At 69.8% G+C, this 26,703-nt stretch carries 23 protein-coding genes; 6 read left to right on the top strand and 17 right to left on the bottom strand.

Annotated elements, in window-relative coordinates; all coding sequences use genetic code 11:
• Window positions 1-20: 20 nt before the first annotated feature.
• Window positions 21-824 (top strand): head GIN domain-containing protein, encoded by an 804-nt coding sequence (locus WG898_RS04030; protein WP_339601454.1) that lies wholly within the window; start codon window positions 21-23, stop codon window positions 822-824.
• On the opposite strand, the gene WG898_RS04025 is transcribed toward WG898_RS04030, so the two are convergent.
• The 13 genes from WG898_RS04025 to WG898_RS03965 form a co-directional block, all read right to left on the bottom strand.
• The gene (locus WG898_RS04025; RefSeq protein WP_339601616.1) at window positions 825-2,654 is read right to left on the bottom strand and encodes an ABC transporter ATP-binding protein; all 1,830 of its coding nucleotides are present in this window, start codon (window positions 2,652-2,654) and stop codon (window positions 825-827) included.
• A gap of 14 nt (window positions 2,655-2,668) precedes the next feature.
• Window positions 2,669-4,339 (bottom strand): alkaline phosphatase family protein, encoded by a 1,671-nt coding sequence (locus WG898_RS04020; protein ID WP_339601453.1) that lies wholly within the window; start codon window positions 4,337-4,339, stop codon window positions 2,669-2,671.
• 60 nt (window positions 4,340-4,399) lie between these two features.
• The gene (gene glcF / locus WG898_RS04015) at window positions 4,400-5,659 is read right to left on the bottom strand and encodes a glycolate oxidase subunit GlcF (RefSeq protein WP_339601452.1); all 1,260 of its coding nucleotides are present in this window, start codon (window positions 5,657-5,659) and stop codon (window positions 4,400-4,402) included.
• Window positions 5,659-6,738: a glycolate oxidase subunit GlcE gene (glcE, locus tag WG898_RS04010; RefSeq protein WP_339601451.1), complete on the bottom strand. Its 1,080-nt coding sequence runs from the start codon at window positions 6,736-6,738 to the stop codon at window positions 5,659-5,661. The genes glcF and glcE overlap by 1 nt, the downstream gene beginning before the upstream one ends.
• The gene (locus WG898_RS04005) at window positions 6,738-8,207 is read right to left on the bottom strand and encodes an FAD-linked oxidase C-terminal domain-containing protein (protein WP_339601450.1); all 1,470 of its coding nucleotides are present in this window, start codon (window positions 8,205-8,207) and stop codon (window positions 6,738-6,740) included. Before WG898_RS04005 ends, glcE begins: the two co-directional genes overlap by 1 nt.
• Window positions 8,208-8,228: 21 nt before the next feature.
• Window positions 8,229-9,887, bottom strand: a complete 1,659-nt coding sequence (locus WG898_RS04000; protein ID WP_339601449.1) for an L-lactate permease — start codon at window positions 9,885-9,887, stop codon at window positions 8,229-8,231.
• A 159-nt stretch (window positions 9,888-10,046) separates the two neighbouring features.
• A complete protein-coding gene (locus WG898_RS03995; RefSeq protein ID WP_339601448.1) occupies window positions 10,047-10,928 on the bottom strand; it encodes a LysR substrate-binding domain-containing protein in 882 nt (293 codons plus the stop codon).
• A complete protein-coding gene (locus tag WG898_RS03990) occupies window positions 10,925-12,109 on the bottom strand; it encodes an FIST signal transduction protein (protein ID WP_339601447.1) in 1,185 nt (394 codons plus the stop codon). The genes WG898_RS03995 and WG898_RS03990 overlap by 4 nt, the downstream gene beginning before the upstream one ends.
• A gap of 14 nt (window positions 12,110-12,123) precedes the next feature.
• Entirely contained in the window at window positions 12,124-12,849 is a 726-nt protein-coding gene (locus WG898_RS03985) for a PhaM family polyhydroxyalkanoate granule multifunctional regulatory protein (protein WP_339601446.1), read from the bottom strand.
• A 24-nt stretch (window positions 12,850-12,873) separates the two neighbouring features.
• Window positions 12,874-13,848 (bottom strand): TraB/GumN family protein, encoded by a 975-nt coding sequence (locus WG898_RS03980; RefSeq protein WP_339601445.1) that lies wholly within the window; start codon window positions 13,846-13,848, stop codon window positions 12,874-12,876.
• A complete protein-coding gene (locus tag WG898_RS03975; RefSeq protein WP_339601444.1) occupies window positions 13,848-16,148 on the bottom strand; it encodes an ATP-binding protein in 2,301 nt (766 codons plus the stop codon). Before WG898_RS03975 ends, WG898_RS03980 begins: the two co-directional genes overlap by 1 nt.
• Window positions 16,149-16,275: 127 nt before the next feature.
• Window positions 16,276-16,566, bottom strand: a complete 291-nt coding sequence (locus WG898_RS03970) for a BTH_I0359 family protein (RefSeq protein WP_339601443.1) — start codon at window positions 16,564-16,566, stop codon at window positions 16,276-16,278.
• 171 nt (window positions 16,567-16,737) lie between these two features.
• Complete coding sequence (locus WG898_RS03965; RefSeq protein WP_339601442.1) at window positions 16,738-17,697, bottom strand: DUF3108 domain-containing protein; 960 nt, start codon at window positions 17,695-17,697, stop codon at window positions 16,738-16,740.
• A 47-nt stretch (window positions 17,698-17,744) separates the two neighbouring features.
• Here WG898_RS03965 and WG898_RS03960 point away from each other — a divergent pair, with 47 nt between their 5' ends.
• Genes WG898_RS03960 through WG898_RS03945 form a run of 4 tightly spaced genes read left to right on the top strand, consistent with a single transcriptional unit; the run spans window position 17,745 to window position 20,938 of the window.
• On the top strand, window positions 17,745-18,677 hold the full coding sequence (locus tag WG898_RS03960) for a fumarylacetoacetate hydrolase family protein (protein WP_339601441.1): 933 nt from the start codon (window positions 17,745-17,747) through the stop codon (window positions 18,675-18,677).
• Window positions 18,674-19,609, top strand: a complete 936-nt coding sequence (locus WG898_RS03955; protein WP_339601440.1) for a nucleoside hydrolase — start codon at window positions 18,674-18,676, stop codon at window positions 19,607-19,609. The genes WG898_RS03960 and WG898_RS03955 overlap by 4 nt, the downstream gene beginning before the upstream one ends.
• Before the next feature lie 22 nt (window positions 19,610-19,631).
• Window positions 19,632-20,300 (top strand): DUF4197 domain-containing protein, encoded by a 669-nt coding sequence (locus tag WG898_RS03950; protein WP_444718900.1) that lies wholly within the window; start codon window positions 19,632-19,634, stop codon window positions 20,298-20,300.
• A complete protein-coding gene (locus tag WG898_RS03945; protein WP_339601439.1) occupies window positions 20,297-20,938 on the top strand; it encodes a pyridoxamine 5'-phosphate oxidase family protein in 642 nt (213 codons plus the stop codon). Before WG898_RS03950 ends, WG898_RS03945 begins: the two co-directional genes overlap by 4 nt.
• A 14-nt stretch (window positions 20,939-20,952) precedes the next feature.
• Here WG898_RS03945 and WG898_RS03940 read toward each other — a convergent pair whose 3' ends face one another.
• The 3 genes from WG898_RS03940 to WG898_RS03930 are packed head-to-tail and all read right to left on the bottom strand — an operon-like array spanning window position 20,953 to window position 24,328.
• Window positions 20,953-22,041 (bottom strand): branched-chain amino acid ABC transporter permease, encoded by a 1,089-nt coding sequence (locus tag WG898_RS03940; protein WP_339601438.1) that lies wholly within the window; start codon window positions 22,039-22,041, stop codon window positions 20,953-20,955.
• Window positions 22,042-22,096: 55 nt separating this feature from the next.
• Window positions 22,097-22,693, bottom strand: coding sequence for a general secretion pathway protein GspB (locus tag WG898_RS03935; protein ID WP_339601437.1), 597 nt, complete (start codon window positions 22,691-22,693; stop codon window positions 22,097-22,099).
• 15 nt (window positions 22,694-22,708) lie between these two features.
• A complete protein-coding gene (locus tag WG898_RS03930) occupies window positions 22,709-24,328 on the bottom strand; it encodes an ExeA family protein (protein ID WP_339601436.1) in 1,620 nt (539 codons plus the stop codon).
• A 67-nt stretch (window positions 24,329-24,395) separates the two neighbouring features.
• Here WG898_RS03930 and WG898_RS03925 point away from each other — a divergent pair, with 67 nt between their 5' ends.
• On the top strand, window positions 24,396-25,457 hold the full coding sequence (locus WG898_RS03925; protein WP_339601435.1) for a homocysteine S-methyltransferase family protein: 1,062 nt from the start codon (window positions 24,396-24,398) through the stop codon (window positions 25,455-25,457).
• Window positions 25,458-25,466: 9 nt separating this feature from the next.
• Here the strand turns inward: WG898_RS03925 and WG898_RS03920 are convergent, their stop codons facing one another.
• Window positions 25,467-26,663, bottom strand: coding sequence for an HD-GYP domain-containing protein (locus WG898_RS03920; RefSeq protein ID WP_339601434.1), 1,197 nt, complete (start codon window positions 26,661-26,663; stop codon window positions 25,467-25,469).
• Between the last annotated feature and the right edge of the window lie 40 nt (window positions 26,664-26,703).

Genomic DNA, 26,703 nt, shown 5'->3' with positions numbered 1-26,703 from the left:
CAAGTAGCTGGAGCAAGGCAATGCAAATCAACAAGTCATGCGTGATGGGGCTGGGCCTGCTGGCCTGCTCGCTGGCCGCCACGGCCGGCGAGGCCGACTGGACCCTGCGCATCAAGCAGGAGGCCAAGCATCTGGCCATCACCCTGGGTTCCACCCATCAGTACGGGCCGAACGCCGGGCGCATCAAGGGCTCGGGCAATCTGGTGGAGAAGAAGCGCGAGGTCGGCAGCTTCAGCAAGCTGCGCATCGAGGGGCCGCTGGACGTGCAGCTGAATCAGGGCGCGAGCGAGACCCTGATCATCAGCGCCGAGGACAATATCGAGCCGCTGATCGAGTCCCGCCTGGACGGCGATGCGCTGGTGATCGCGCTGAAGGCCGGCGCCGGCTTCACCACGCGCAAGCCGCCGCGCCTGATGCTGGGCTTCCGCAAGCTGAACGCGGTGCAGATCAAGGGTTCGGGCGATGTGGACATTGACCAGCTCAAGGCCGAGCAGTTCGCCGTCAACATCAGCGGCTCGGGCGACCTGAGCATCGGCCTGCTGGACGTGCGCGAGCTCAGCGCCAGCATCAGCGGTTCGGGCGATGTGCATATCGCCGGCCGTGCCGAGCAGCAGAACTGGAACCTCAGCGGCAGCGGTGATGTCAGCGCCGCCAGCCTGAGCGGCCGTGCCGCCAAGGCCCAGCTGTCCGGCAGTGGCGATCTCAGCCTGGGCGTGCTGGAGCAGCTGGATGCGAGCCTGAGCGGCAGCGGCGATCTGAGCTATGCTGGCCGCCCCAAGCTGACGCAGAAGATCAGCGGCTCGGGCGAGATCAGCGGCCGCTGATCAGGCCTCCTCGCCGAGGAAGCCGCCGCTCTGGTGCGCCCAGAGCCGCGCATACAGCCCGCCCTGGGCCAGCAGCTCGGCGTGGCTGCCCTGCTCGACGATCTCGCCCTGGTCCATCACCACCAGGCGGTCCATTGCCGCGATGGTGGAGAGCCGATGCGCGATCGCCACCACGGTCTTGCCCTCCATCAGGCGGTAGAGGCTGCGCTGGATGGCGGCCTCGACCTCGGAGTCGAGCGCGCTGGTGGCCTCGTCGAGCAGCAGGATGGGCGCGTCCTTGAGCATCACGCGCGCGATCGCCACGCGCTGGCGTTGGCCGCCGCTGAGCTTGACGCCGCGCTCGCCCACATGCGCGTCGTAGCCGCTGCGGCCCTTGGGGTCGCTCAGCGCGAGGATGAATTCATGCGCCTCGGCGCGCTCGGCGGCGGCGATCATCTGCGCATCGCTGGCGTCGGGGCGGCCGTAGAGCAGGTTGTCGCGCACCGAGCGGTGCAAGAGCGAGGTGTCCTGCGTCACCATGCCCACCTGGGCGCGCAGGCTGTCCTGCGTGACCCGGGCGATGTCCTGTCCGTCGATCAGCACGCGGCCCTGCTCGATGTCGTAGAAGCGCAGGAGCAGATTCACCAGCGTCGACTTGCCGGCCCCCGAGCGACCCACCAGGCCGATCTTCTCGCCCGGCTTGATGAGCAGCTGCAAATCCTTCAGCACCTGCTTCTTGCCGCCGTAGGAGAAGCCCACGCCCTCGAAGCAGATCTCGCCGCGGCTCACCTGCAGGGCCTGAGCACCCGGCGCATCCTGGATCGCGACGCCGCGCGCGAGCGTCGTGATGCCGTCCTGCACCGTGCCGATGTTCTCGAACAGGCTGGCCATCTCCCACATGATCCAGTGCGAGATGCCGTTCAGGCGCAGCGCCATCGCGGTGGCGGCGGCCACCGCGCCGACACCCACCTCGCCGCGCGACCACAGCCACAGCGTGGCGCCGGCGGTGCTGGCGATCAGTCCCATCGAGAGCGCATGGTTGATGACCTCGAAGCCGCTGATCAGGCGCATCTGGCGATAGGCCGTGCCGAGGAACTCCTGCATCGCGCCGCGCGCGAACAGCGCCTCGCGCTGGCTGTGCGAGAACAGCTTGACGGTGGAGATATTGGTGTAGGCGTCGGTGATGCGGCCGGTCATCAGGCTGCGCGCATCGGCCTGGGCCGCGGCCGCCTTGCCCAGGCGCGGCACGAAGAAGCACAGCGCCAGCACATAGCAGGCCAGCCAGGCCAGGAAGGGCAGCAGCAGGCGCGCATCAAAGCCGCCCACCACGCCCAGCATGGTGAGGAAGTAGATGGTGATGAAGACCAGGATGTCGGTGACGATGAGCACGCATTCGCGCACCGCCAGCGCGGTCTGCATCAGCTTGGCCGAGACCCGCCCCGCGAACTCGTCGGCAAAAAAGCTCATGCTCTGGCCGAGCAGATGGCGGTGGAACAGCCAGCGCAGCCGCATCGGGAAATTGCTCGACAGGCCCTGGTACTTGCACATCGCCTGCAAGGCGATCAGCAAGGGGCTGGCGAGCAGGATGGCGGCCAGCAGGGCGAGCCGGTCCTTGTGCTCGGCCCACAGCCGCTCGGCCGGCACCTGGCTGAGGAAGTCCACCACCGAACCCAGCATCGCGAACAGCAGGGCCTCGAAGGCACCGATGCCGGCGGTGAGCAGGGTCACGCCCAGGATCACCGCCCGCATGCCCTGCGTGCCGGCCCAGACGAAGCGGAAGAAGCCGGCCGGCGGCTGCGCGGGCGCGGCCTCGGGGAAGGGATGGACGAGGCGTTCGAACCAGCGGAACAGCAAGGGCGCTCCGATCATCGCTGCAAGGGCAGCGGCAGTGGCTTGCCCTGCGCCTGGGCCGGCACGCGCAGGCCCAGGATGCCCGCCAGCGTGGGCGCGATGTCGGCCACCTCGACGCGCTGCGCCACCTCGCCGCGGCCCACCCAGGCCGGGCCCCAGGCGAGGATGGGCACATGGGTGTCGTAGGCCCAGGGCGTGCCATGCGAGCTGCCCACCGGGCGGCTGCCGAACAGCCGGCCCTCCTTCATGATGACTTGCACCGGTGCGGCGCGCTCGGGGTGCCAGGACTTGCGCATCTGCTCCAGCAGCGGCGTGCCGGGCGCCTTGCCGGCCAGCTCCTCGGGCGTGTAGACCGCGGCCACGTCGGGCATCTGCAGCATCACGCGCTTGGCCTCGGCATAGACATCGGCCGCCTTCAGCCCGCGCGCCGCGATCAGCGCCTCGTCGAACAGCAGGCCCATGGCCGAGAGCTGGGTCACCCATGGGCCTTCGCCAAAGGTCTTGCCGAGGCCGGCGTTGGCAAAAGCCAGCAGCTGCGTGCCGGGCAGGCGGACGGCGTCGCGGCCCTGCGCCGCGGCCCATTCGGGCGTGTCGGCAAAACCATGGTCGGCGGTCAGCATGGCCATGTAGTTGCCACGGCCCAGTCGGGCGTCCAGGTAGTGGAAGAAGGCCTGCAGATGGCGATCCAGCTGCAGCACATGGTCGTGCGAGAGCCGCGACTCGGGGCCGAAGGCATGGTTCACATAGTCGTGGCTGGAGAGGCTGACGCTGAGGATGTCGGGCTTGTCGTCCGCGCCCAGCGCCTCGCCCTCGATGGCGGCGCGCGCAAAGGCCAGGGTCAGCTCGTCGCCATAGGGCGAGGGCAGGATGTTGGCGTAGAACAGCGGGCCGGGGCCGTCCATGCCGGCGCCCAGCAGCGCGGGCAGCTTGTTGCCATTGCCGGCATTGCTCTGCCAGGGCTGGCCGTCGGGCACCGAGCGGGCGTAGGCCGACTCGGCCAGCAGCGGCGACCAGCTCTTGCCGAAGAAGGCATCGGCCGGCTTGGCGGCGTTGAAGCGCTGCACCCAGGCCGGGTGGCTCTGCATGTAGTAGGTGCTGGAGGCGAACTGGCCGCTCTCGCTCATATACATATAGGCCGTTCCCTTGTGGCCGGCCGGCAGGATGGCGCCACGGTCCTTGCCCGAGATGCCGATCACCTTGGCGACCGGCTCGGCGCCGCGCAACACATCGCCCACCGTTTCGGCCAGCAGCATGCGTGGGCTGGTGCCGGCCAGCGGCGCGGTGCGGTGGCCGATGTACTGGTAGTCGGCGTCCATGGTGTTGTAGACCTGACCGCGCGTCTTGGGGTCCACCCATTCATTGCTGATGATGCCGCTGCGCTGCGGGTAGGCGCCGGTCAGCATGGTCGCGTGGCCCGCGGCCGTGACCGTATGGGCATGGCCGTAATGCGCGTTGGCGAACCAGGCACCCTGGTCGAGGAAGCGCCGGAAGCCGTCGGGCTGGAGCTGGTCGCGGTAGCCCAGCACCTGGCGCATCGGCAGGCCGTCCACCACCATGAAGACCAGCAGCTTGGGCGCAAGCGGGGCGGGCGCTTGCGGGGCTTGCGCGCAGGCACTCAGCAGGGCCAGCGCCAGCATGCTGGACAGGCCCGGTCGGGCCAGGGGGCGGTGCGGGGGTCGGGTCATGGGTCTTGCCGCGGAGCTGTTGGACGCGCCGCAGTATCGCCCAGCGATGCGGGCGGCGGCTCAGCGACGCAGGTCGGCGTCCAGCACCTCGATCCAATGCCGCACCGGCGTGCGGCTACCCGACTGCAGGTGCTGGATGCAACCGATATTGGCCGAGACGATGGCCTCGGCCTGCAGCGGTGCCAGGGCCTCGAGCTTGCGGTCGCGCAACTGCTTGGAAAGCTCGGGCTGCAACACCGAATAGGTGCCGGCCGAGCCGCAGCAGAGGTGGCTGTCGCAGGGGGCCAGCTCGATCGTGTAGCCCAGCTCGCGCATCAGGCCCTCGACGCCGCCACGCAGCTGCTGGCCATGCTGCAGCGTGCAGGGCGGGTGGTAGGCGAGCTTGGCGCCTTCCTTGCTGACCTTGAGTTGGCCCAGCTTGCTCTTGAGGGCAGGCAACAAACCGGGTAGGAATTCGCTCAGGTCCACGCACAGTGCGCTGATGCGCCTGGCCTTCTCGGCATAGGCGGGGTCGCGGGCCAGCGCATGGCCATAGTCCTTCACCGTCACGCCGCAGCCCGAGGCGTTCATGATCAGGGCCTCGACGCGGCCGGCGGCGGTGAGCCCCTCGACCAAGGGCCACCAGGCGTCGATATTGCGGCGCATATCGGCCAGGCCGCCCGCGTGGTCGCCCAGATGGCTGCGGATCGCGCCGCAGCAACCCGCGCCGTCGGCCACCAGGGTCTGCACGCCGGCCGCGTCCAGCACGCGCGCGGTGGCGCTGTTGATGTTCGGCATCATGGCCGGCTGCACACAGCCCAGCAGCATCAGCACCTTGCGTGCATGCGTGCGCGTCGGCCAGTCATGCGCATGGGCCGGTTGCGGGCCGGGCAGCTTGTCCTGCAGGAGCTTGGGCACCAGCGGGCGCAGCCACTGGCCCAGCTTCATCGCCGGCCCGAAGGCGGCCGAGGTCAGGCCCTCCCTGAGGGCCCAGCGCAGCGCGCGTTCGGCGTTGGGGCGTTCCACCTTGGCCTCCACCACGGCGCGGCCGATCTCCAGCAACTGGCCGTATTGCACGCCCGAGGGGCAGGTGCTCTCGCAGTTGCGGCAGGTCAGGCAACGGTCCAGGTGCAACTGGGTGCTGCGCGTCGGCGTGGCACCCTCCAGCACCTGCTTGATCAGGTAGATGCGGCCGCGCGGGCCGTCCAGCTCGTCGCCCAGCAATTGGTAGGTGGGGCAGGTGGCGGTGCAGAAGCCGCAATGCACGCAGCGGCGCAGGATGGCCTCGGCATCCGCGCCGGCGGGCGTGCCTTGGAATTCGGGGGCGAGTTGGGTTTGCATCAGAGGTCTTGGTAGAGCCGGCCTGGATTGAAGATGCCCTGCGGGTCGAAGGACTTCTTCAGCTCGCGATGGATGCGCAGCAGCGGCGCCGAGAGCGGCGTGAACACGCCCGCCGACTTGTCCAGCGCGCGGAACAGCGTGGCATGGCCGCCCACCGCCGCCACCGCCTCGCGCAGCTGCGCGGCCGGCAGCGGCGTGGTGACCCAGCGCTGCGCACCGCCCCATTCGATCAGCTGTTCGCCCGGCAGCTTGAGTTCCGGCGCGGTGCTGGGCAGTGACAGCCGCCAGAGCCTGGCGCCGCCCTGCACGGCGCGCTCTGCGCCCTGGAAGAACTCGTCGCTGTGGTCGCGCAGGCCCTGCCAGAAGGCGGCCGCCATGGTCTCGGGAATGACCTCGCCGCCGAGTTGCGCCTGCGCCGCGCGCACCGCCGCCTCGGCGCCGGCCAGGCGCAGCACCAGCGCACCATCCCACCAGGCGCTGGCCTGGATGGGCAGGGGCAGGCCGCCCCAGCGATTCAGCTGCTGCAGGGCCAGGTCTTGCCTGAGGTCGAAGCGCAGCGTCGCCAGCGCCACCGGCCGCGGCAGCACCTTCAGCGAGACCTCCAGGATCAACCCCAGCACGCCCATCGAGCCGGCCAGCAGGCGCGCGACGTCGTAGCCGGCCACGTTCTTCATCACCGTGCCGCCGAAGTTCAGCGGCTCGCCTTGGCCGTTCAGCATGACCACGCCCAGCAGGTGGTCGCGCAGGCTGCCCTGTGCGGCGCGTGCCGGGCCCGAGAGGCCCGCGGCCACCATGCCGCCCACCGTGCCGGCGCCGCCAAAGCGCGGCGGCTCGAAGCCGAGCTGCTGGTTCTGAGAGGCCAGCAAGGCCTCCAGCTCGGCAATCGGCGTGCCGGCCTTGACCGTGACCACCAGTTCGCTGGGTTCGTAGCTGCTGATGCCCGTGAAGCCGCGCATGTCCAGCAGCTCACCCTGCGGGTGTTGGCCGTAGAAGGCCTTGCTGCCCTGGCCATGGATGTTCAGCGGGGTCCGGCCGGCCGCCGCCGCGCGCACGCGTTCCCGCAGATCGGATAGTTGCATCAGAAGCGCTCCAGCTCGGGGAAGGCCAGGAGGCCGCGTTTCACATGCATGCGGCCGTATTCGGCGCAGCGGTTCAGCGTCGGGATGACCTTGCCCGGGTTGAGCAGCTCGGCCGGGTCGAAGGCGCGCTTGATGGCGGCCATCTGCGCCAGCTCCTCGGGCGAGAACTGCACGCACATGGAGTTCAGCTTTTCGATGCCCACGCCATGCTCACCGGTGACGGTGCCGCCCATCGCGACGCTGGTCTCCATGATCTCGGCGCCAAAGGCCTCGCAGCGCTGCAGCTGGTCGGGGTCCTTGGCATCGAAGAGGATGAGCGGATGCAGATTGCCGTCGCCGGCATGGAAGACATTGGCGCAGCGCAGGCCGTACTTCTTTTCCATCTGCTGGATCGCCAGCAGCATGTCGGCCAGGCGGCGGCGCGGGATGGTCGAGTCCATGCACATGTAGTCGGGGCTGATGCGGCCCGAGGCCGGGAAGGCGTTCTTGCGCCCGCTCCAGAAGCGCAGGCGCTGCGTCTCGTCGGCGCTCACCGCCACCTGGGTGGCACCGCTTTGCAGCAGCACGTCCTGCATGCGGCCGATTTCCTCGGCCACCTCCTCGGGCGTGCCGTCGCTCTCGCACAGCAGGATGGCCTCGGCCGTGAGGTCGTAGCCGGCGTGCACATAATCTTCCACCGCAGCGGTCATGGGCTTGTCCATCATCTCCAGCCCGGCCGGGATGATGCCCGCGGCGATGATGGCGGCCACCGCGTCGCCGGCCTTGCGCAGGTCGTCGAAGCTGGCCATGATGCAGCGCGCCAGCTGCGGCTTGGGGGTGAGCTTGACGCTCACCTCGGTGATCACCGCCAGCATGCCCTCGCTGCCCACCACCAGGGGCAAGAGGTCCAGGCCCGGCGCATCGAGCGCCTCGGCGCCGAACTCGACAGCCTCGCCCTCCACCGTGAAGCCGCGCACGCGCAACACATTGTGCAGGGTCAGGCCGTACTTGAGGCAGTGCACGCCGCCGGCGTTCTCGGCCACATTGCCGCCTATGGTGCAGGCGATCTGGCTGCTGGGATCGGGCGCGTAATAGAGGCCATGCGGCGCCGCCGCCTCCGAGATCGCCAGATTGCGCACCCCGCATTGCACGCGCGCCGTGCGCGCCGGCACGTCGATGCCAAGGATGCGATTGAACCTGGCCAGCGCCAGGGTCAGGCCTTGCCCATGGGGCAGCGCGCCGCCCGACAGCCCGGTGCCCGCGCCGCGCGCCACCACCGGCACCTTGAGCCGGTGGCAGGCCTGCAGCAGCGCGGCCACCTGGCTTTCAGTTTCGGGCAGGGCCACCGCCAGCGGGCGCTGGCGGTAGGCGGTCAGGCCATCGCACTCATAGGGCGTGGTGTCCTCGGGCGTCCACAGCAGGGCATGGGCGGGCAGCAGCGGCCGCAGCGCTGCCACCAGCTCGGCTTGGGTGGTGGGGTGAGGCGACATGGGCTCCGACTGTAGCGCCGCTCAGTGCACCAGCAAGGTGAAGGGCGGCACATAGGCCTGCAGGGTCACGAACAGGCCCACCAGGCAGGCCAGCGCGATCGAGTGGAAGAACACATAGCGCAGGATGTCACCCTCGTGGTTGAACCAGCGTGTGGCGGTGGAGGCCACCACGATGGACTGGGCGTCGATCATCTTGCCCATCACGCCGCCCGAGCTGTTGGCCGCGCCCATGAGGTTGGGGTTGAGCCCGAGCTGCTCGGCCGCCACCTTCTGCATGCCGCCGAACAAGACGTTGGACGCCGTGTCCGAGCCGGTCAGCGCCACGCCCATCCAGCCCATCAGGGTGCCGAAGAAGGGGTAGAACACGCCGGTGGTGGCGAAGGCCAGGCCCAGCGTGGTGTCGAGGCCCGAGTAGCGCGTCAGCGTGCCCAGGGCCAGCATCAGCACGATGGTGAGCAGCGAGTAGCGCACCAGCCAGACCGTCTTGCCGAACTGGCGCAGCAGCGCCGGCAGGCCATAGCCCATCACCAGGCCGCCGATGATGGCGGCCAAGAGGATGCCGCTGCCGGTGGCGGAGAGCAGATTGAAGGTGTATTCTGCCGCCTCGGCATGCGGGGTGGGCACCACGGGGGCGACCTTCAACACCAGCTTGTGCAGGCCCTCGATCGCGAACTTGGGGGCAAAGATGCCGTTCAGCGCCGTCTTGGTGACCGGCAGGCCCCAGGCGAACACGAAGGCGGTGAGGATGACCCAGGGGGTCCAGGCCTTCACCACGGCAGCGCGCGCATGCACGGCCGGGGCCTGCGGCGGCTTGGCCTCGCCACCGTCCAGCGCATGCCCCTTCAGCGACACCGAGGTCCAGATGCGCTTGGGCTGCCAGACGCGCAGAAAGCCCACCAGCGCCGCCATCGAGCACATCGCCGCGATCACGTCCACCAGCTCGGGGCCGATGAAGTTGGACACCAGGTATTGCGGAATCGCGAAGGACAGGCCGGTCACCAGGATGGCGGGCCAGATTTCCCACATGGCCTTGCGGCCGGCGAAGGCCCAGATCAGCCAGAAGGGCACCAGCAGCGAGAAGAAGGGCAGCTGCCGGCCAATCATGCCCGAGACCGCCATCAGGTCATAGCCATGCACCTTGGCCAGGGTGATCACCGGCGTGCCCAGCGCGCCATAGGCCACCGGCGCGGTGTTGGCGATGAGCGAAAGCCCCGAGGCCGCCAGCGGCGAGAAGCCCAGGCCGATCAGGATCGCCGCGGTCACCGCCACCGGCGTGCCGAAGCCGGCCGCGCCCTCGAAGAAGGCACCGAAGGCAAAGGCGATCAGGAGCAGCTGCAGGCGCCGGTCCTGGGTGATGCCGGCGATCGAATCCTGCAGCACCTTGAAGCTGCCGTTCTGCTCGGTGAGCTGGTGCAGAAAGATGATGTTGAGCACGATCCAGCCGATCGGCAACAGGCCGGTGAGGCCGCCCAGGATGGCGGCGCGGCCGGCCATGCCGGCGGGCATGCCGAAGGCCAGCACCGCGATCGCCAGCGCGCTGGCCAGGCCCGCTGCGGCAGCGATATGTGCCTTGAGGTGGAACACGCCCAGACCCAGCAGCATCACCACCACCGGAACGGCGGCCATCAGCGTGCTCAGGAGCATGTTGTCGAAGGGGTTGTATACCTGTTGCCAGATCATGGGCGTCTCCGTCTTTTTTGAGAGTGGGACGGATGGTGGGGCGCAGGCCGCCCGCCGTGCGTGAAAGCTGGCGCGCCGCCGTTTGAGCAAATTTCAAACGCCGGGCCGACACAGGGTCAACCATGAGGGCCGCTGTCAGGCCTGGTTCAGCTGGCTTGTTTAGGCGAGCGCGCGCCTGAGCCAGTCGGCAAAGGCGGCGCATTCCCAGCGCTCCATCGCGCCCGGCTTCCAGCACAGGAAGTGGTGGTAGGGCGAGGCCACGGTATGGCTGGACAGGCGTATCAGCCGGCCGCTGTCCAACCACATGGTGCCCAGCTTCATGCGCATCAGGGCCACGCCAAAGCCGGCCGCGGCGGCGTCCAGCACCAGGCCGACGTCGTTGAACTGGGCACCGGCGCGCGGCTCGTCGAGCTGGATGTCATGCGCGGCAAACCAGCTGCTCCAGGGGTCCAGGGGGCTGCGTATCAGGCGTGCTCGCCCCACTTCGGCGGCGCTCTCGAAGCCTTCGAAGGGCCCGAACTCGTGCAGGTACTCGGGGCTGCACACCGGCGTGACTTCGTCGCTGAGCACGCGCACCGCTTCCAGCCCCGGGTAGGGGCCCATGCCGTAGCGGATCTCCAGGTCGGCGTCCTCGCCCTTCACGTCCAGCAGCGGGATCGAGACCTGCATGCTCAGCTCCACCTCGGGGTAGGCGTGGCGGAACAGCGCCAGCCTGGGCAGCAGGATCTGGCGCGAGAAGGTGGGCGTGACGGCCAGGCGCAGGCGCACGCCGCTGGGCTTTTGCGCCGCGTGGCCGGGCACCTGCTGCAGCGACTTCAGGCCCTGGCGCACCGGCGCGAGATAGGCCTTGCCGTCCTCGCTGAGGGCGAAGTCGCGCGTGAACAGCTTCAGGCCCAGCTGCGATTCGAGCTGGCGGATGCGGTGGCTGATGGCGCTGGGCGTGACGCTCAGCTCCTCGGCCGCCAGGCTCACGCTGCGCAGCCGCGCCAGCGCCTCGAAGGCCTGCAGGCAGTGGATGGGCGGAATGCGCGGCGAGCTCATGACGACGGCTGCAGGAACACCGTCAGCACGCCGGTATAGCCATAGAGCTTGTCGTGCGCGATCTCGCCGCCGGCGAAGAATCCCACCAGGGGCACATCGCCCAGGGCATGGCGCAGCCATTGCAGCTCGGCCGAGGGCGCGCCGAAATGCGGGCCGCCGCGGCCGGCGCAGCTGATGTAGACGGCACCCGCGATCTGGCCCGCACCCGGCCGCGCGGCGGCCAGGCTCTCGCACTCGTCGCGGATCTCGGTGCAGATGCGCATCAGGTCGCGGCGCGCGGCCTCGGCGTGGCGTTCGCAGAAGCTCAAGACCTGACCCTGCTGCAGGCGCTCGGCCACCGCCACGGCGCGTTGCGCCGGGTCGATGCCGATCAGGTGCCGCACCTGCACCTCGGGCCCATAGGCGCGCCCGCCATGGCCCTGGCTGCCACCCTGACGCAGGCCCACCAGGGTGCGCCGCAGGCGCGGCAGGGCCTCGCGCATATCGCTTGCCGCGGTCAGGGCCGGCAGGCTGAGGTCCTGCAGCAGGCAGTCCAGCGCCGGCCGGCCGTCGAGTGCGGTGACCAGATTGCCATCGCAGGCCGTGATGCGGCGTTCCGGGCCCAGCGCCTGGCAGCCCTGGCTGACGCGCGAGACCATGCCCAGCGCGGCCGTGAAGGCCACGCCGGACAAGCCGCCCTGCCAGATGCCGTCAGCGATCTGCAGGGCCTGGCGCCGGCCCGAGGCAAGGCCACCGAACAGATAGCCCGCCTGCGTCAGGCCGGCCAGCTCGGCGATCAACTCCTGCAGCTCGGTGCTGCTGCCATCGGCATGGACCTGGGCGCATTCGGCGCGCCAGGCGCCCAGCGGACGCGTGCCCGAAAAAACGCGGAACTGCTCGCGTGGCAGCTCGGCCAGCATCAGGGCCAGCGCCGGCTCGTCGAAATACTCGACCCCGGTCGCGCACACGCCCACGCCGCTGGCGCCCACCCAGGCCACCCCGGGCCAGCGCTGCTGCAGCTCGGCCAGCAAGGCGGGCGCCTTGGGCGCGAAGGCCTCGGTCAGGTAGATCCAGCCCAGCGTGGGGCGCAGGCCGCTGCTGCTGCCCTGCTGGCTGCACTGGGCCTCCAGCTGCGCCGCGGCCAGCGCCAGCGCCAGATGGGCGTCGGGGTGGGTCGCATGGGCATGCGCGAAGGCAGGCATGGTCGCCGCGAGGGTCAGGTCTTGCGCTTGCGCGCCGGCGCCGCGCGCGCACCGCTGCTGCTGCGCTTGGCCGCGGGCTTGGTGGCCAGCGTCTTGCCAACCGTGTCCGCCATGGTGTTGGCCATGCTACCCACCACCGCACCGGGCACGGAGGCGGCCTTCTTGAGGGTCTCGCCGGCGGCGTCGAAGCTTTGCTTGACGATGGCGCCGGCCAGATTCTTGGCGGCGTCGGTGGCGCTGTCCTTCATGGCATTGGCGGCCAGCTGGGTGAACTGCTGGCTCAAGGCGCCCCACCATTGCATCGGGTCGACCACCGGCGCGGCCGGCTTGGCGGCCTCATCCTTGCCGGCCGCGGCCTCGGCCTTGGGTGCCGCCTTGGCGGCGGCCTTCTTGGCGGCCTTGGCCACGCCGGGCGGCACGCCGGGCCAGTTGCTCAAATCCGGCGTGGGCACCTTGAGCGCGGCGCTCAGCTCGTTGATCGGCACGTTCATGGACTTGAGGGTCGAGAGCGTCATGCGCTGCACCTCCAGGGCCTGGATGGTGGCGCCCAGCATGCGTGCGTTCTGCTCCAGCCAGAACTGCACCGTGCGCAGCTCCTCGATGCGCTTGCTCAGCTCCTCGGGATTGATGGTGGGCGCCACCCATTGCCCGATGCCGGGCAGCGCCGCGCCGGCGTTCTTCACCAGCCCTTGCAGGAACTCGAAACCGGGAACGAATTTGGTGAAGCTGTTGTCGGCCATGTTGTCTCCGTGTTGGGTAGAGCACTATCTCGGCGATGGTAGCCCTTGGCCGCCGCCAGCGGGCAGGGGATGCAGTGCCTGCACCACAAATCCCTGCCCCTCAAGCAGGCGCGGCAGGGCCTGCGGGCCCGTCATGTGCAGGGCGCCGACGGCCGCCAGCAAGATCTGACCCCGCGCGTGCAGGGCGGCGATGCGCGCGGCCAGCATGGGGTTGCGATCGTCGTTGAGGCGCTTGAGTTCGGCGCGGTCGGCGGCGTCGGCCGCGCAGTCGCACCAGCGGGCGTAGTCGGCCAGCTCGGCCAGGTCGCCGCGCTCCCAGGCCGCGGCAAGGCGGCGCAGCACCGGGCGCAGGCTGCCGTCCTCAAGTTGCGCCAGGCCCTGGCGCAGCGCGCGCAACGCCGGCGCGGCGCGGCGTGGCACCAGGGCACGCAGCTGCTCATCGGCGTTTTCCAGCGCCGCGATGGGGCGGCCCTGCTCGGTGGCCCAGCGGCCCAGCATCAGCTCCTGGCCATAGGCGGCGTCCAGCCCCTCCCAGCGTCCGGCCAGTAGGCTGAGGGTGGCCAGCTGCAGCAGCGGGTGCAGGGCGGCAAGTGCCTGCTCGGGCAGGCAGGTGGCGCGCGCCTGTGCCTGCAGGCGCGCCTGGGTGGCGGCATCCAGCCTGAGCGCCTCGGCATGGCGCGGGCCGCGCGCCAGCAGACGCTGCGTCTGGGGGTCAGCAAGGTCTAGCTCCAGCGCGATCAGCTCGCTGTGCGCCAGCGCCTCGCGCAGCAGCGGCCCGGGGTAGGCCCATTCGGGCCTGCCGACATGCAGGCTGGCGAACAGATAGGCGCTGCGACCGTCGCGCGTGAGGCGCCACAGCATGCCGCGGTCGGGCGCAGCAGCGGCGAGCTGGGCGGGCGTGGCGCTGGCCTGCGGCAGGGGCGGGCAGTCGGCATTGGCGAGCCGGCTGCACAGGCTCAGCAAGAAGAAGATGAATAGGAAACGGGCGGCGCCGCGCATCAGTGCAGCTTGAACCCGATGCCGCGACGCGAGCGCACCTCGGGCTTGAGCCGGTGTTCGGCCTCCAGCTGGCAGAGGAATTCGTCGGGCTCCAGCGCCTCACCCAGGATCGCGATCTGCTGGCGCACCGCGGCGAAGTCGCCGGGCGTGAGCGAGTCCAGCGCGGCCAGGCGCTCCTGCTGTTCGCCGTTCGGCGCCTGCGCCTCCGGCAGGGCCTCGCGCTCGAACATGCGCAGGCGCTGCGCCAGCGTGAGCGGCTTGAAGCGGATCTTGAAGGCAAAGCGGCGCAGCGCCGCGTCGTCGAGGTCCTCGAACAGATTGGTGGTGCAGATGAAGATGCCGGCAAAGCGCTCCATGCCGGCCAGCATCTCGTTGACCTCGCTGACCTCGTAGTTGCGCTCGGCCATGCGGCGGCTGCGCAAAAAGCTGTCGGCCTCGTCGAGCAGCAGCACCGCGCCCTCCTGGCCGGCGCTCTCGAACATGCGCGCCATGTTCTGCTCGGTCTCGCCGACGAACTTGCTGGCCAGATCGCTGGCCAGGCGCACCATCAGGGGCCGCTGCAGGCGCTGGGCGATGTGCTCGGCCAGGGCGGTCTTGCCGGTGCCGGGCGGGCCGTAGAAGCAGAGGTTGCCGGTGCCGCGCCTGGCCAGGGCCGCGACGATGCGCGGCAGCTCGTAGCGCGATTCGCAGTTCAGCAGGTCCAGTGCGTACTGCGTCACCACCGGGCGCAGGCCATGGTCCTGCGGCTTGCTGCCCAGGGCCTTGTCGGCACCCTGTAGCTGGCGTTCGATCAGCGCCTCGGCCTCATGCGCGGCGCCGGCCAGCTCGGCAAAGCGCACCGCGGTGCGTATCTGCGCCGGCGTGAGGCCGCGGCGCTCGGCCAGCCGGGCGGCGAACTCGGCGCTCACCTGCACCGGCCCCAGCGCCTTCTGCACCAGGCCCAGGCGCGCGCCCGGCGGCGGCGACTTGAGCTCGAGGTGGTACTGGAAGCGACGCCGGAACGCTGGGTCGATCTGCTCGATGCGATTCGTGACCCAGATCACCGGCACCGGATTCGTCTCGAGGATCTGGTTCACCCAGGCCTTGCCGCTCACCGAGCCCGAGCTGGGCGCATCCAGCGTGGCATCGAGGCGCGCGATCAGGTGCGAGGTGTCGCTGGACAGCGGCGGGAACACATCCTCCACCTCGTCGAACAGCAGCGCGACATTGGCGCTTGCCTTCAGGAACACCTGGCTGATCTGCAGCGAGCGGTAGCGGTCGCGGCCGGACAGCGAGTTGCCATCGCGATCGGCATATTCGACCTCGTAGAGATTCAGGCCGGCGGCCTCGGCCGCTACCTTGGCGAGTTCGGTCTTGCCGGTGCCGGGCGGGCCGTAGAGCAGCACGTTGACGCCCGGCTGGTGGCGCGCCACCGCATTGCGCAGCAGGCAGCCCAGCAGGCGCAGCTCCTCGCTGATGAAGCCGAAGTCGGCCGGCTGCAGTTCGCTGACCGTGGCGGGGCGGGTGAACACCGCCATCAGGTCCTGCGGCCCCTGGTACTCGCGCATCAGCACCGGCGGCAGCTGGTCGCTGACCTTCATGAGGTCGGCCAGGTCGGTGATGTTGTGTTCGGAGATCAGGTTCTCCACCATGCCTATGCGTTCCAGGCGCGAGCCGGCGCGCAGGGCCTCGGCCACCTCCTGCTCGTTCACGCCCGCCACCGCGGCAATCGCCGCAAAGGCCTCCTGCGCGGTATTGACCTTGAACTCGACCAGCGCACCGCGCAGCTCGCGCTGGTAGCGCGCCAGCGTGCCGTAGAGCAGGATGGCGCGCTCGGCCGGATTCAGCTGCAGCAGATTGCCCAGCGCGGCGATGTTCTTCTCCACCAGGGTGGATTCGCGCTTGAGCTGGCGGTCCAGCACCTCGCAGGTGGTGGCCAAGAGGGCCAGCATGTCCTTGGGCGCGTCCTTGATGTACTCGTCCAGATAGAAGAACAGCGTGGCCTCGGCGAAGGGGCCGTTCCACACGCCATGGCGTTCCAGAAACTGCTCGTCGCTCAGGCCCTCGTGGCCGTTCCAGAGTTCGTTGTTGCGGCAGCGCTGGGCCAGGTATTCGCGCAAGCGCGTCAGCACGCGCAGCGGCCACACCAGGTGGCGGCCGGTGAAGGAGAGCAGGCCGTTGAAGTCGCGGCGCAGATTGAAGCGGCCGGCATGCTTGACGGTGAGCGTCAGCACGAAGTGCGAGCACATGCGGTCGAGCACCGGGGCCTCTTTGAGCCCGGGCGATGCCAGTACATGCGTGTCCGCCAGACGCTTGACCATGGGCAGCTCCTCGCAAGGGTGCGGCCAACCCGGCTGATTCCGGGCGGCCGCCCCATCTTGGCGCAGCGGGGGCTTCAGTACAAGTGGCTGTGCGCGGCTTTCTCCCGCCTTTTGCCGGCCAAGCTGTTCAATGCATCACGACCGGTTGATGGCCGAAATTGGCATAACGCTCGATGAAATCGTCGAGGTCCTCTTCGCTGGGATCCTGCTCGATCAGCGCTTCCACGCCCTCCTGGAACTGCTGGGCCAGCGCGCCCTCGATGAAGATTTCCTTGCGGGTGAACTTGTCGACGATCTCGTAGCCGCCGCGCAGCAGCGGCGGGTGCTCGTTGTCGCCCGCGCCATCGGAGCGCAAGGCTTCCACCGGGACCTCGAACTGGACCACGATGAAACTGGGGGAGTTGTAGAGCATGTGCATGAGGTACTCCTGTGTCCCGCAACTGTGGCCAGTCGCAGCGGTTTCAAGAGATCCCGCTGCCCCGATGGCTTCGGCCACGCACAAATAGTGGCAGAAAGCCGGGCTTCTTGAGGCTTGGTGCCAGGAGATTTGTGGTGGGAGCGTCACAAGATCACGCTCGCGCGCCGGTGCTCAGGGATTCGGGCTATCGTCCGACGCTGCGGGCTCGGCGGCTTGGCTGTCCAGCTGCCCTTCCAAGCGCATCTCCCAGCGCTCCTCCTCGCCCACGCTCTGGCGCACCCGCACCGGCAGGTAGCGGCGCTGCGGGTCCAGCCAGATGTCGAGCCTGGCGTCGTAAGGTCCCAGCGCCTGGCGGCTCAGGTGCCAGAGCCCATCCTCCTCGCGGCCCTCGACGCGGAATACCCAGTCCAGCGCCGTGCCGCGCAGCGCGGCCACCGGCAAGCGCAGCTCCTGCCCCGCCACCAGGCGCGTGGGCTGCGCCGCCAGCAGGGCCGGCAGTTGCAGCCACCAGGACAGGCGGTCCTGCACGCCCTCGGGCAGGGCCTGCAGCTCGGCGCTGGCCGAGAAGCTGATCAAGCCCTGCTCGCGGCGGAAGTTGATGGCCTGGCGATCGCGCCCGCCGCGCTGTACCGCAAAGCGCGCCGGCGCCAGGCCCTGCTGCGCGTCGAGCCGGCCCTCGCTGCGCCAGGCCGGCAGGGCGCGGCCCGCCAGCTCGCGCTCCAGCCGCAGCTGGTAGGCCTGCTCGCCCAGCTCCCAGCTCAGCAAGGCCTGGCCCTCGGCCTGCCCCTGGGTGTAGCGATAGCTGAGGCGGCCCGTCCCCTGCAGCGGCAGCGCTAGCGCTGCTGGCAGGGGTTCGGTCGCCGCGGGTGACGGTATCGGCGCTGCACCGGGCGCTGCCGCCGTGGCGCTGGGCCTGGCTGCCGTGACGGCCTCGCGCGGCGCTGCCACCGGCGTAGGCGGCGCTACGGCCGGCAGCGCGCGGGTCTGCATGGCCAGGCGTGCGCCGCCGGCCTGCCAGGCGGGCAGCGCCGGCTGCAGCAGCCGCCACAGGCCGGCGTGCAGGGCCAGCGCGCACAGCAGGGCCACGGCGATGGAGTGCCGGGCAGACTTGTCCTTGACTTCCCTGAGCATGTTCTGGCTTGGACTGACAATGCGGCGAATCGGATTCGGGACCGCCCATGAAACTCGCCACCTATCGAGACGGATCGCGCGACGGCCAACTGGTCGTGGTGTCGCGCGATCTCGCCCAGGCGCACTATGCCACCGGCATCGCCACCCGGCTCCAGCAGGTGCTGGACGACTGGAACTTCATCGCTCCGCAGTTGCAGGAGCTTTCGCAGACGCTCAACCATGGCAAGGCGCGCCACGCCTTCAGCTTCGATCCCAAGCAATGCATGGCGCCGCTGCCGCGTGCCTATGCCTATCTGCAGGGGGCGGCCTATGCGCGCCAGGGCAGCGCCACGGCGCTCAGCCAGGCGGCCAGCGATGGGCTGCTGGGCCCTTGCGAGGCGGCGCGTTTTGCCTCCGAGTCCCTGGGCATCGACTTCGGCGCCGGCCTGGCTGTGCTTACCGGCGATGTGGCCATGGGTAGCACGGCCGAGGCCGCGCTGGAGTCGGTGCGCCTGCTGATGCTGTGCAACGACTGGGCGCTGCGCAGCCTGCCGTCGGGCCATCTGCAGCCCAGCGCCGCCTTCGCGCCGGTGGCGGTGACGCTGGACGAGGCGGGCGAGGCCTGGCAGCGCGGCCGCCTGCACCTGGGCCTGCAGGTGATGTGGAACGGCCGCAAGGTCGGGCTGTGCGAGGCCGGCCCGGAGATGGGCGCCCACTTCGGTGAGCTGATCGCCCAGCTGGCCAAGACCCGCAAGGTGCAGGCCGGCAGCATCATCGGCTCGGGCACGGTCAGCAATCGCGAGGCGGGCAGGGGCTACGCCAGCATCGCCGAGAAGCGTGCGCTCGAGCTTGCCGAGTCGGGCGAGGCGAAGACCGAGTTCATGAAGTTTGGCGACAGCCTGCGCATCGAGGTCAAGGGCCGCGACGGCCTGAGCCTGTTCGGCGCCATCGACCAGGATGTGGCATCGCTGCACGAACCGCAGGAGGACATCACAGCATGAGCCAGGCCATCATCATCGACACCGACCCGGGCCAGGACGACGCCGTCGCCATCCTGCTCGCGCTGGCCAGCCCCGAGCTCGAGCTGCTGGGCATCACCACCGTGGCCGGCAATGTGCCGCTGGCCTTCACCAGCCGCAATGCCCGCATCGTGTGCGAGCTGGCGGGGCGCCGCGAGGTCAAGGTGTTTGCCGGCGCTGACCGGCCGCTGGCCCGCCCGCTGGTGACGGCCGAGCATGTGCATGGCAAGACCGGGCTGGACGGCCCGGTGCTGCCCGCGCCGAGCATGGCGCTGCAGCCCGGCCATGCGGTGGACTTCATCGTCGAGACCCTGCTGAGCCGGCCCGCCGGCACGGTCACGCTGTGCCCGCTGGGCCCGCTCACCAATATCGCCCTGGCCCTGCAGCGCGAGCCGCGCATCGCCGCGCGCATCCGCCGCATCGTCATGATGGGCGGTGGCTTCTTCGAGGGCGGCAACATCACGCCCGCGGCCGAGTTCAACTTCTTTGTGGACCCCGAGGCCGCGGCCCTGGTGTTCGGCGCCGGCGTGCCCATCACGATGTTGCCGCTGGACTGCACCCACCGCGCCCTGACCACGCGCGCGCGGGTGGCGGCGATACGCGGCATCGGCACGCACCTGGCCGAGGTCACGGCGCAGTGGCTGGAATTTTCCGAACGCTTCGACGAGCAGAAATACGGCACCGAGGGCGGCCCGCTGCACGACCCCTGCGTGATCGCCTGGCTGCTGCGGCCGGCGCTGTTCCAGGGGCGCGAATGCAATGTCGAGATCGAGACGCAAAGCCCGCTGACCATGGGCATGAGCGTGGTCGATTGGTGGGGCGTGAGCGGCCGGCGCAAGAACGCGCTGGTGATCAAGGATCTGGACGCCGATGGGTTCTATGCGCTGATCGCCGAGCGCTTGGCGCGACTCTGAGCTTCAACTGGGAGTGAAGGCAATGCAAAGACGAACCATGCTGATGCTGGCCGCCGGCTGGCTGCCCCTGGGCGCCGCCCAGGCGCTGGGCGAGGGCGATGCCGCCAGCGGCGTGCGTGCGGCGCTGGAGCGTGGCGCGCAGGCGGCGGTGGCGGCCCTGGGACGCAGCGACGGCTTTCTGGGCAACCCGGCGGTGCGCATTGAACTACCCGGTTATCTGAAGGACGCGGCCAAGCTGCTCAAGGCCACCGGCCAGGGCAGAAAGCTCGACGAACTGGTGACGGCGATGAACCGCGCCGCCGAGGCCGCCATGCCCGAGGCGCGGCAGCTGCTGGTGGGCGCGGTCAAGTCCATGAGCGTGGAGGACGCCGTCAGGATCGTGCGCGGTGGCGACGATGCGGTGACGCAGTTCTTCGCCGCCAAGACGCGCGCGCCGCTGGCACAGAAGTTCCTGCCCATCGTCACCCGCGCCACCGAGAAGCAGGGCCTGGCCGACAAATACAACGCCGTGGCCGGCAAGGCCGCGGGTTTTGGCCTGCTGCGCGAGGAGGATGCCAACATCCAGCAATACGTGACCGCACGCGCGCTGGACGGCCTTTACTTCATGATCGCCGAAGAGGAAAAGAAGATCCGCCAGGATCCGCTGGGCACCGGCAGTGCGATCCTGAAGAAGGTGTTTGGCGGGCTATGAGCGAAGCACAAGCAGCTTGGCTGGACCGCAGCCACGACGTCAGCGACGCGGAGCAATTGCGCGGCCTCTACGGCTGGCCGGGCGGTACCGCCACCAGCAAGGAGTGCGACCACATCCATGCGCTCTACCGGCCCTATATCGAGGCCGCGCCCTTTGCGGTGCTGGCCACGCGCAGCCCGCGCGGCCTGGACACCTCGCCGCGCGGCGACCGGCCCGGCTTTGTGCAGGTGGCCGACGCGCACACCTTGCTGCTGCCCGACCGGCGCGGCAACATGCGCATCGACAGCCTGCGCAATGTGCTGCACGACCCCGAGGTGGCGCTGCTGTTCCTGATCCCCGGCGTGGGCGAGGCCTTGCGCGTGAACGGCCTGGCGCGCATCAGCACCGCGCCCGCGCTCTTGCAGCGCTTCGAGGTGGACGGCCAGCTGCCGCGCTCGGTGCTGGTGATAGCGGTGAAGCTGGTGTTCTTCCAATGTGCCCGCGCCATCAAGCGCTCCGGCCTCTGGGACGCCGCGGCGCAGCTCGAGCGCAGCCGCCTACCCTCGCCGGGGCTGATCCTGCAGACGCTCAGCGGCAGCATCGACGGCGCGGCCTATGACGCCGCCTTGCAGGAGCGCCAGAACGCGACGCTCTACTGAGCGGGGAAGTGGGCTCAGGGGCCGACGCGAGCCGGCGCCGCCCTGCCATGCTCGGGCAGCGCCCACAGCCCGCGCGGGCGCAGCAGCATCACGCCCAGCATCGCCAGCGCCACCAGCAGCTGACGCAGGATGGGCGCGTCCAGGCGGCCGTCAGTGAGCGCCTGCAGCGGGCCCGCCACATAGCGCAGCACCTCCGGCAGCGCCGACAGCAGCAGCGCACCCAGCACCACGCCGGGGAGGTGGCCGATGCCGCCCAGCACCACCATGGCGACGATCAGGATGGACTCGTTCAGGCTGAAGGATTCGGGCGACACAAAGCCCTGGAAGGCGCCGAACATCGCCCCCGCCACGCCGCCAAAGGTCGCGCCCATGCCGAAGGCGTAGAGCTTGAGCGTGCGCGTGTGGATGCCCATCGCGGTGGCTGCCAGCTCGTCCTCGCGAATCGCCATCCAGGCGCGGCCTATGCGTGAGCGCTCCAGCCGCAGGCACACCAGCAGGCTGATCAGCACCAGGGCCAGGAACAGGTAGTAGTACAGCGTCACGGGCGGCAGCACCAGGCCCAGCAGGTTTTGCCGCTGGCCCATGTCGATGCCGAAGAAGTGGATGTCGTCGATCTGGCTGATGCCATGCGCGCCGTTGGTCAGGTTGACGGGGTGGCGCAGATTGACGATGAACAGCCGCACCACCTCGCCAAAGGCCAGCGTGACGACAGCCAGGTAGTCGCCGCGCAGCTTGAGCGTCGGCGTGCCCAGCAGCACGCCCAGCAGCGCGGCCAGGCCCGCACCCAGCGGTATCACCAGCCACCAGGGCGCATGCAGGCCCTGCGGAAACCAGGCATGCACCGCGCCGAACTGCTCGCTCAGATGCGGCGAACACAGCAGCGCAAACACATAGGCGCCAAGCGCGTAGAAGGCGGCATAGCCCAGATCGAGCAGGCCGGCATAGCCCACCACGATGTTCATGCCAAGTGCCAGCAGCACATACAGCAGGGCCTGGTCGATGATGCGCACCGGGCCTTGGCCGAACTGCTGCGCCAGCAGCGGCAGCAAGAGCAGCGCGGCCGCGCTGGCAGCAAGAGTCAGCGTGCGACTGCGTATGCCCATGGTGATGGCCTCCTAGCGGCGATCTTACGCGCACAGGGGCCGGCCAACTCTTGCGTCAGTAGCTGATGCGAAAACGTTGGCCCTGGAACACCAGCACCGCGCTGTTGAGCCTGATCTGCTCCAGTAGCAGGCCCGGCGCCACCGTGGCGCCTTCCTGGTAGAGCTGGCCGTTGATGATGAGCATGCGCTTGGCCGGTGTTTCCGAGTACATCGCGCCGCCGGTTGCCAGCGGCGGCAGCTGGCGCCGCAGCGCCTCGGGCAGGGCGCTCAGCGCAACAGGCTGCGCAACAGGCTGCGCGGCGGGGCGCGGCGCGGGTGCTGCGACCAGGGCCGGCACGCTGTTCGCTGGCAAGCTGACCAGCTCGGGGGCAGGCGGCGGCGCAACGCGCGGCGCTGGCGTGGGCAGGGGTGCAGCGGGTGCAGGGGCTGTAGGGGCTGTAGGGGGTGTAGGGGGTGGCGTGGCCGACCAGCGTGCCGCCAGCGCGCCCAGCAGCAACAGGCCCAGCGCGGCCGCCAGGCTGGCGAGCCAGAAGCGCGCAGGCCCGGGCTTGGGGGCCGTGCCGGCCGCCGCCGGCTGGGCATGCACGCCGGGCACCTGGCCGCGTTCGCGTTCGGACTCGGCACGGCGCAGGGCGTCGAGAATGTAGGACATGCTTCGGCCCTGCTCTTATGGCGCCGCGGCCGGAAGCTCGTCCAGCCGTGGTTCCTGGACACCCGCCGCGCGGTTGAGCTGCATCAGCGTGACCGGCCCGATCAGGCCGTCGACCCTGAGCCCCTGGCTGCGCTGGAACGCGGCCACGCGCGCCTGCAGCGCAGCGTCCAGCGGCCGCGAGCCGGCCGTGGGCGCCGGCTCGTCCAGCGCCTTGGCCAGCAGGGCGGCGAGCCAGCCGGCCTCATGGCCGGCGGCCAGCTTGCCCGCATAGCCCTCGGGCAGCCGCCACAGCGTGGCGAACTCGCCCTGCCATTGCCTGGCCAGGGTGGCCAGGCTCACCTGCTCGCGCTGGCCGCCGGCGCGCACCGTGGCGGTCTGGCCTTGCAGCCCCACCAGGGTCACGTACGAGGCCTTGCCGGCGGCATCGCGCAGCGTGAGGATGGCGGGGCGGCCCATGAGGCGCAGTGCGCTCATGCCGGCTTCGCTCCTGAAGCAGGCCAGCTGCACGCGCTTGAAGGCCGCGCAGGGCTCGGACTCGTCGGGCGCCAGCCTGGCCTGCCAGGCCGGGGCCAGGTCTTGCCAGGCGGCATGCTCGCTGCGCCAGGCCAGGCTGATGTGCGCGGCCAGCGCGCTGCTGGCCGCCGCGCTGGCGGCTGCGCTGGCGGCCGGTGCCGGCCTTGGCAGCGCCGGCCTTGCTTCCGATGGCCGTGGTTCCGGTGCCTGGGCGCGCAGCAGCAGCGCGCTGGCGCCGGCTGCGGCCAGGGCCAGGCCCAGCGCCCCGATCCAGCGCAGCGGGCGCCGGCTCGCTGGGCCGGCCTGATCGAACACCTCGGCCGCGGCCTTGTTGAGGGTGGCGCGCTTCACCTGCCGCTGGCCTTGCGCATAGGCGCCGAGCAGGGCGCGGTCGCACAGCAGGTTGATGCGACGTGGCACGCCGCGCGCGAGTTGGTGCACGCGCCGCAGCGCGCTGGCGTCAAAGGGCGAGGGGCCGGCGAGGCCGGCAACCTCCATCCGGTGCTGCACATACTGCGCCGTCTCGGCGGCGCTGAGCGCCTGCAGATGGAAGCGTGCGATCACGCGCTGCGCCAGCTGCTCCAGCGCCGGCGCAGCCACCATGCCGCGCAGCTCGGGCTGGCCGATCAGGATGATCTGCAGCAGCTTGCGCTCGCTGGTCTCCAGATTGGTGAGCAGGCGCAGCTGCTCCAGCACCTCGGCCGAGAGGTTCTGGGCCTCGTCGATAATGAGCACATTGTTCTGACCCACCGCATGTGTCCGGAGCAGGAACTCATTGAGCGGGTCGAGGTATTGCTTGACCGTCTCGACGCCGCCCGCGGCGGGCACAGGCGGGATGTGGAACTCCTCGCACACCGTCTTCAGCAGCTCGATCACGCCGAGCTTGGGGTTGAAGATGTAGGCCACGTTGCAGCGCGGCGGGATCTGCTCCAGGAAGCAGCGGCACACGGTGGTCTTGCCGGCGCCGATCTCGCCGGTCAGCAGCACGAAGCCGCCGCCGCCGCGCAGGCCATAGAGCAGATGCGCCAGCGCCTCGCGGTGACGCTCGCTCATGAACAGGTAGCGAGGGTCGGGCGCGATCGAGAAGGGCTCCTGGCCGAGGCCGAAGAATTTCGCGTACATGGCGGCGGCATGGTAACGGTTGGGCCAGCGCCGCATGAGGTCTTGCCGGGTTTTCTACAATGCCGCCATGAACGCATCCACCCCCCAAGGCTATACGCGCGGCGCCCAGCTGCCCGAGCTTCTGCAGCAACGCATCCTCATCCTCGACGGTGCGATGGGCACGATGATCCAGCGCTACAAGCTGGGCGAGGCGGATTTCCGCGGCACGCAGTTCGCCGCCCACCCCAAGGACTTGAAGGGCAACAACGACCTGCTGCCGCTCACCAAGCCCGAGGTGGTGCGCGAGATCCATGAGCAATACCTGGCCGCCGGCGCCGACATCATCGAGACCAATACCTTTGGCTCGACCTCGGTGGCGCAGGAGGACTATGGCCTGCAGGACCATGCCTACGCGCTGAACGTGGCGGCGGCGCGCATCGCCCGCGAGGCCTGCGCCAAGTACAGCACGCCGGAGAAGCCGCGCTTTGCCGCCGGCGCCCTGGGCCCGACGCCGCGCACCGCCAGCATCAGCCCGGACGTGAACGACCCGGGCGCCCGCAACGTCGATTTCGACACCTTGCGCGCCGCCTATTACGAGCAGGCCAAGGGCTTGCTCGATGGCGGCGTGGACCTGTTCCTGGTCGAGACCATCTTCGACACCCTGAACGCCAAGGCCGCGATCTTTGCGCTCGACGAGCTGATGGAGGACACGGGCGAGCGCCTGCCGGTGATCATCTCGGGCACCGTCACCGACGCCTCGGGCCGCATCCTCTCGGGCCAGACCGTGACCGCCTTCTGGCATTCGGTGCGCCATGCCAAACCGCTGGCGATCGGCCTGAACTGCGCGCTCGGTGCGACCCTGATGCGGCCCTATATCGAGGAGCTGGCCAAGGCGGCGGGCGCCACTGCGATCAGCTGCTATCCGAACGCCGGCCTGCCCAATCCGATGAGCGATACCGGCTTCGACGAGACTCCCGAGGTCACCGGCAGCCTGATGGCCGATTTCGCCAGGAGCGGCTTTCTGAACATCGCCGGTGGCTGCTGCGGCACCACGCCGGCGCATATCGCGGCGATCGCCAAGAACGTCTCGGCCTACCAGCCGCGCGCCTGCGGCGCCAAGTTTTTCAGCGGGCTGATGGCCGAGGCCTGATCCGATCCATCAAGCCACCTTCAGCAGCTTGTCCATGTTGACGAACAGCCTGAGTTCGTGCGGAGCCAGGCTGGCGGCAATGGCCTGGCTGGCCAGGCGGGTATCGCGCGGCACCGGATCGCTCAGCGGCGCGCCGCTCTTGCCCAACAGGGAGGCGACCACGGGTTCGGTGGCGCTGTGGCCGCGTTTCACCACGATGCCCAGCTCGCCATTGGCCAGGCGCACCAGCGAGCCGGGCGGATAGAGCCCCACCACCTTGACCAGGGTGGAGCCGGCGGCATCGGGCTGCTGCAACTCGTCCAGGAACACCGCGCGCGCCGCGGCCGCGCCCGACATGGCCTTGCGCGAGCGTCGCGGGCTGAGCCGGGCGCCAAAGATGTCGATGCGGCGCAGCAGGCGGGCGAGTTGCTCGGCCGGCGCACGCCCGGCCAGCGGGCCGGGGCCGGCGTCGTGGTGCAGGCGCACGGCGCCCAGCCAGAGTTCGTCGCTCACGCCCAGGCCGCGCAGCAACTCGGCGCTGCGATCCCCATGGCCAAGCAGATCGTCGCGCTGGCGGTTGTTGAGCTTGTCCTCCTGGGCCGCAAAGCGATCCTGGATGGCGGTGATGCTGATGTTCATCGTCAGGGCGGCATGGGTCAGCGCGCCTTGCTCGACCTGATCCAGGCCCAGTTGCCGGCCCAGCAAATCAGCCAGGCACAGGCTCAGCATGGCGTGACGCGAGCTGTAGTCCTGGTGGCCCTGGCTGGCGTCGAAAACCAAGAGGGTCAGCACCGCATCGGGATGCTGCTGCAGCCGCGCCAATGCGGCGTCATGCAGGATCTGCAGGCGCTGCAGAAAATCCTCGCGCCGCGGATCGCGCAGCAGGCTGCGCGCATGCAGCTGCAGATCGGCCCAGGCGGCGGTCTCGCTCAGGTCGGCGGCGCGCGGCCCGCGGTCGGGGCGGAATTCGGCCTCGGCCTTGACGATGTCCTTGAGCGCCGCGCCCTGCAGCATCATGGTGTCCATCTTGTGCGCCAGGGCGCGCTGATACTCCTTGGTCTCATGCGCCAAGGCATAGGCGCCGCGCTCAATCAGCGCATGCACCAGCGGCGTGTTGGGCAGCACCTGGCCGGCGGCGAACAGCAGCTTGCCCTCGGCGTCGCGCACGGCAAAGGTCAGCACCTGGCCGACGCGCAGGGCTTTGGGTGGTAGGTGTATCAGGTCCAAGATGTGGCGTTCAGCAGCCCCCGGCGATGGCAAGGGCACA

Origin of the sequence: Paucibacter soli (assembly GCF_037482845.1) — a bacterium.
GTDB classification, from domain to species: Bacteria; Pseudomonadota; Gammaproteobacteria; order Burkholderiales; family Burkholderiaceae_C; genus Paucibacter_B; species Paucibacter_B soli.
Note: the sequence above shows the minus strand (reverse complement) of the source record. Positions and strands in the feature narration are given on the sequence as shown.

What these genes read in the sequence shown, in the direction of transcription:
- WG898_RS03955 (WP_339601440.1), top strand. Translation starts at nt 18,674, where the DNA reads ATGAGCCAGGCCATCATCATCGACACCGACCCGGGCCAGGACGACGCC.
- WG898_RS03965 (WP_339601442.1), bottom strand. Translation starts at nt 17,697, where the DNA reads ATGCTCAGGGAAGTCAAGGACAAGTCTGCCCGGCACTCCATCGCCGTG.
- WG898_RS03940 (WP_339601438.1), bottom strand. Translation starts at nt 22,041, where the DNA reads ATGGGCATACGCAGTCGCACGCTGACTCTTGCTGCCAGCGCGGCCGCG.
- WG898_RS04005 (WP_339601450.1), bottom strand. Translation starts at nt 8,207, where the DNA reads ATGTCGCCTCACCCCACCACCCAAGCCGAGCTGGTGGCAGCGCTGCGG.
- WG898_RS03950 (WP_444718900.1), top strand. Translation starts at nt 19,632, where the DNA reads ATGCAAAGACGAACCATGCTGATGCTGGCCGCCGGCTGGCTGCCCCTG.
- WG898_RS03995 (WP_339601448.1), bottom strand. Translation starts at nt 10,928, where the DNA reads ATGAGCTCGCCGCGCATTCCGCCCATCCACTGCCTGCAGGCCTTCGAG.
- WG898_RS03960 (WP_339601441.1), top strand. Translation starts at nt 17,745, where the DNA reads ATGAAACTCGCCACCTATCGAGACGGATCGCGCGACGGCCAACTGGTC.
- WG898_RS03970 (WP_339601443.1), bottom strand. Translation starts at nt 16,566, where the DNA reads ATGCACATGCTCTACAACTCCCCCAGTTTCATCGTGGTCCAGTTCGAG.
- WG898_RS04020 (WP_339601453.1), bottom strand. Translation starts at nt 4,339, where the DNA reads ATGACCCGACCCCCGCACCGCCCCCTGGCCCGACCGGGCCTGTCCAGC.
- WG898_RS04000 (WP_339601449.1), bottom strand. Translation starts at nt 9,887, where the DNA reads ATGATCTGGCAACAGGTATACAACCCCTTCGACAACATGCTCCTGAGC.
- WG898_RS04030 (WP_339601454.1), top strand. Translation starts at nt 21, where the DNA reads ATGCAAATCAACAAGTCATGCGTGATGGGGCTGGGCCTGCTGGCCTGC.
- glcE (WP_339601451.1), bottom strand. Translation starts at nt 6,738, where the DNA reads ATGCAACTATCCGATCTGCGGGAACGCGTGCGCGCGGCGGCGGCCGGC.
- WG898_RS03945 (WP_339601439.1), top strand. Translation starts at nt 20,297, where the DNA reads ATGAGCGAAGCACAAGCAGCTTGGCTGGACCGCAGCCACGACGTCAGC.
- WG898_RS03925 (WP_339601435.1), top strand. Translation starts at nt 24,396, where the DNA reads ATGAACGCATCCACCCCCCAAGGCTATACGCGCGGCGCCCAGCTGCCC.
- WG898_RS03980 (WP_339601445.1), bottom strand. Translation starts at nt 13,848, where the DNA reads ATGCGCGGCGCCGCCCGTTTCCTATTCATCTTCTTCTTGCTGAGCCTG.
- WG898_RS03935 (WP_339601437.1), bottom strand. Translation starts at nt 22,693, where the DNA reads ATGTCCTACATTCTCGACGCCCTGCGCCGTGCCGAGTCCGAACGCGAA.
- WG898_RS03975 (WP_339601444.1), bottom strand. Translation starts at nt 16,148, where the DNA reads ATGGTCAAGCGTCTGGCGGACACGCATGTACTGGCATCGCCCGGGCTC.
- WG898_RS03985 (WP_339601446.1), bottom strand. Translation starts at nt 12,849, where the DNA reads ATGGCCGACAACAGCTTCACCAAATTCGTTCCCGGTTTCGAGTTCCTG.
- glcF (WP_339601452.1), bottom strand. Translation starts at nt 5,659, where the DNA reads ATGCAAACCCAACTCGCCCCCGAATTCCAAGGCACGCCCGCCGGCGCG.
- WG898_RS03990 (WP_339601447.1), bottom strand. Translation starts at nt 12,109, where the DNA reads ATGCCTGCCTTCGCGCATGCCCATGCGACCCACCCCGACGCCCATCTG.
- WG898_RS03930 (WP_339601436.1), bottom strand. Translation starts at nt 24,328, where the DNA reads ATGTACGCGAAATTCTTCGGCCTCGGCCAGGAGCCCTTCTCGATCGCG.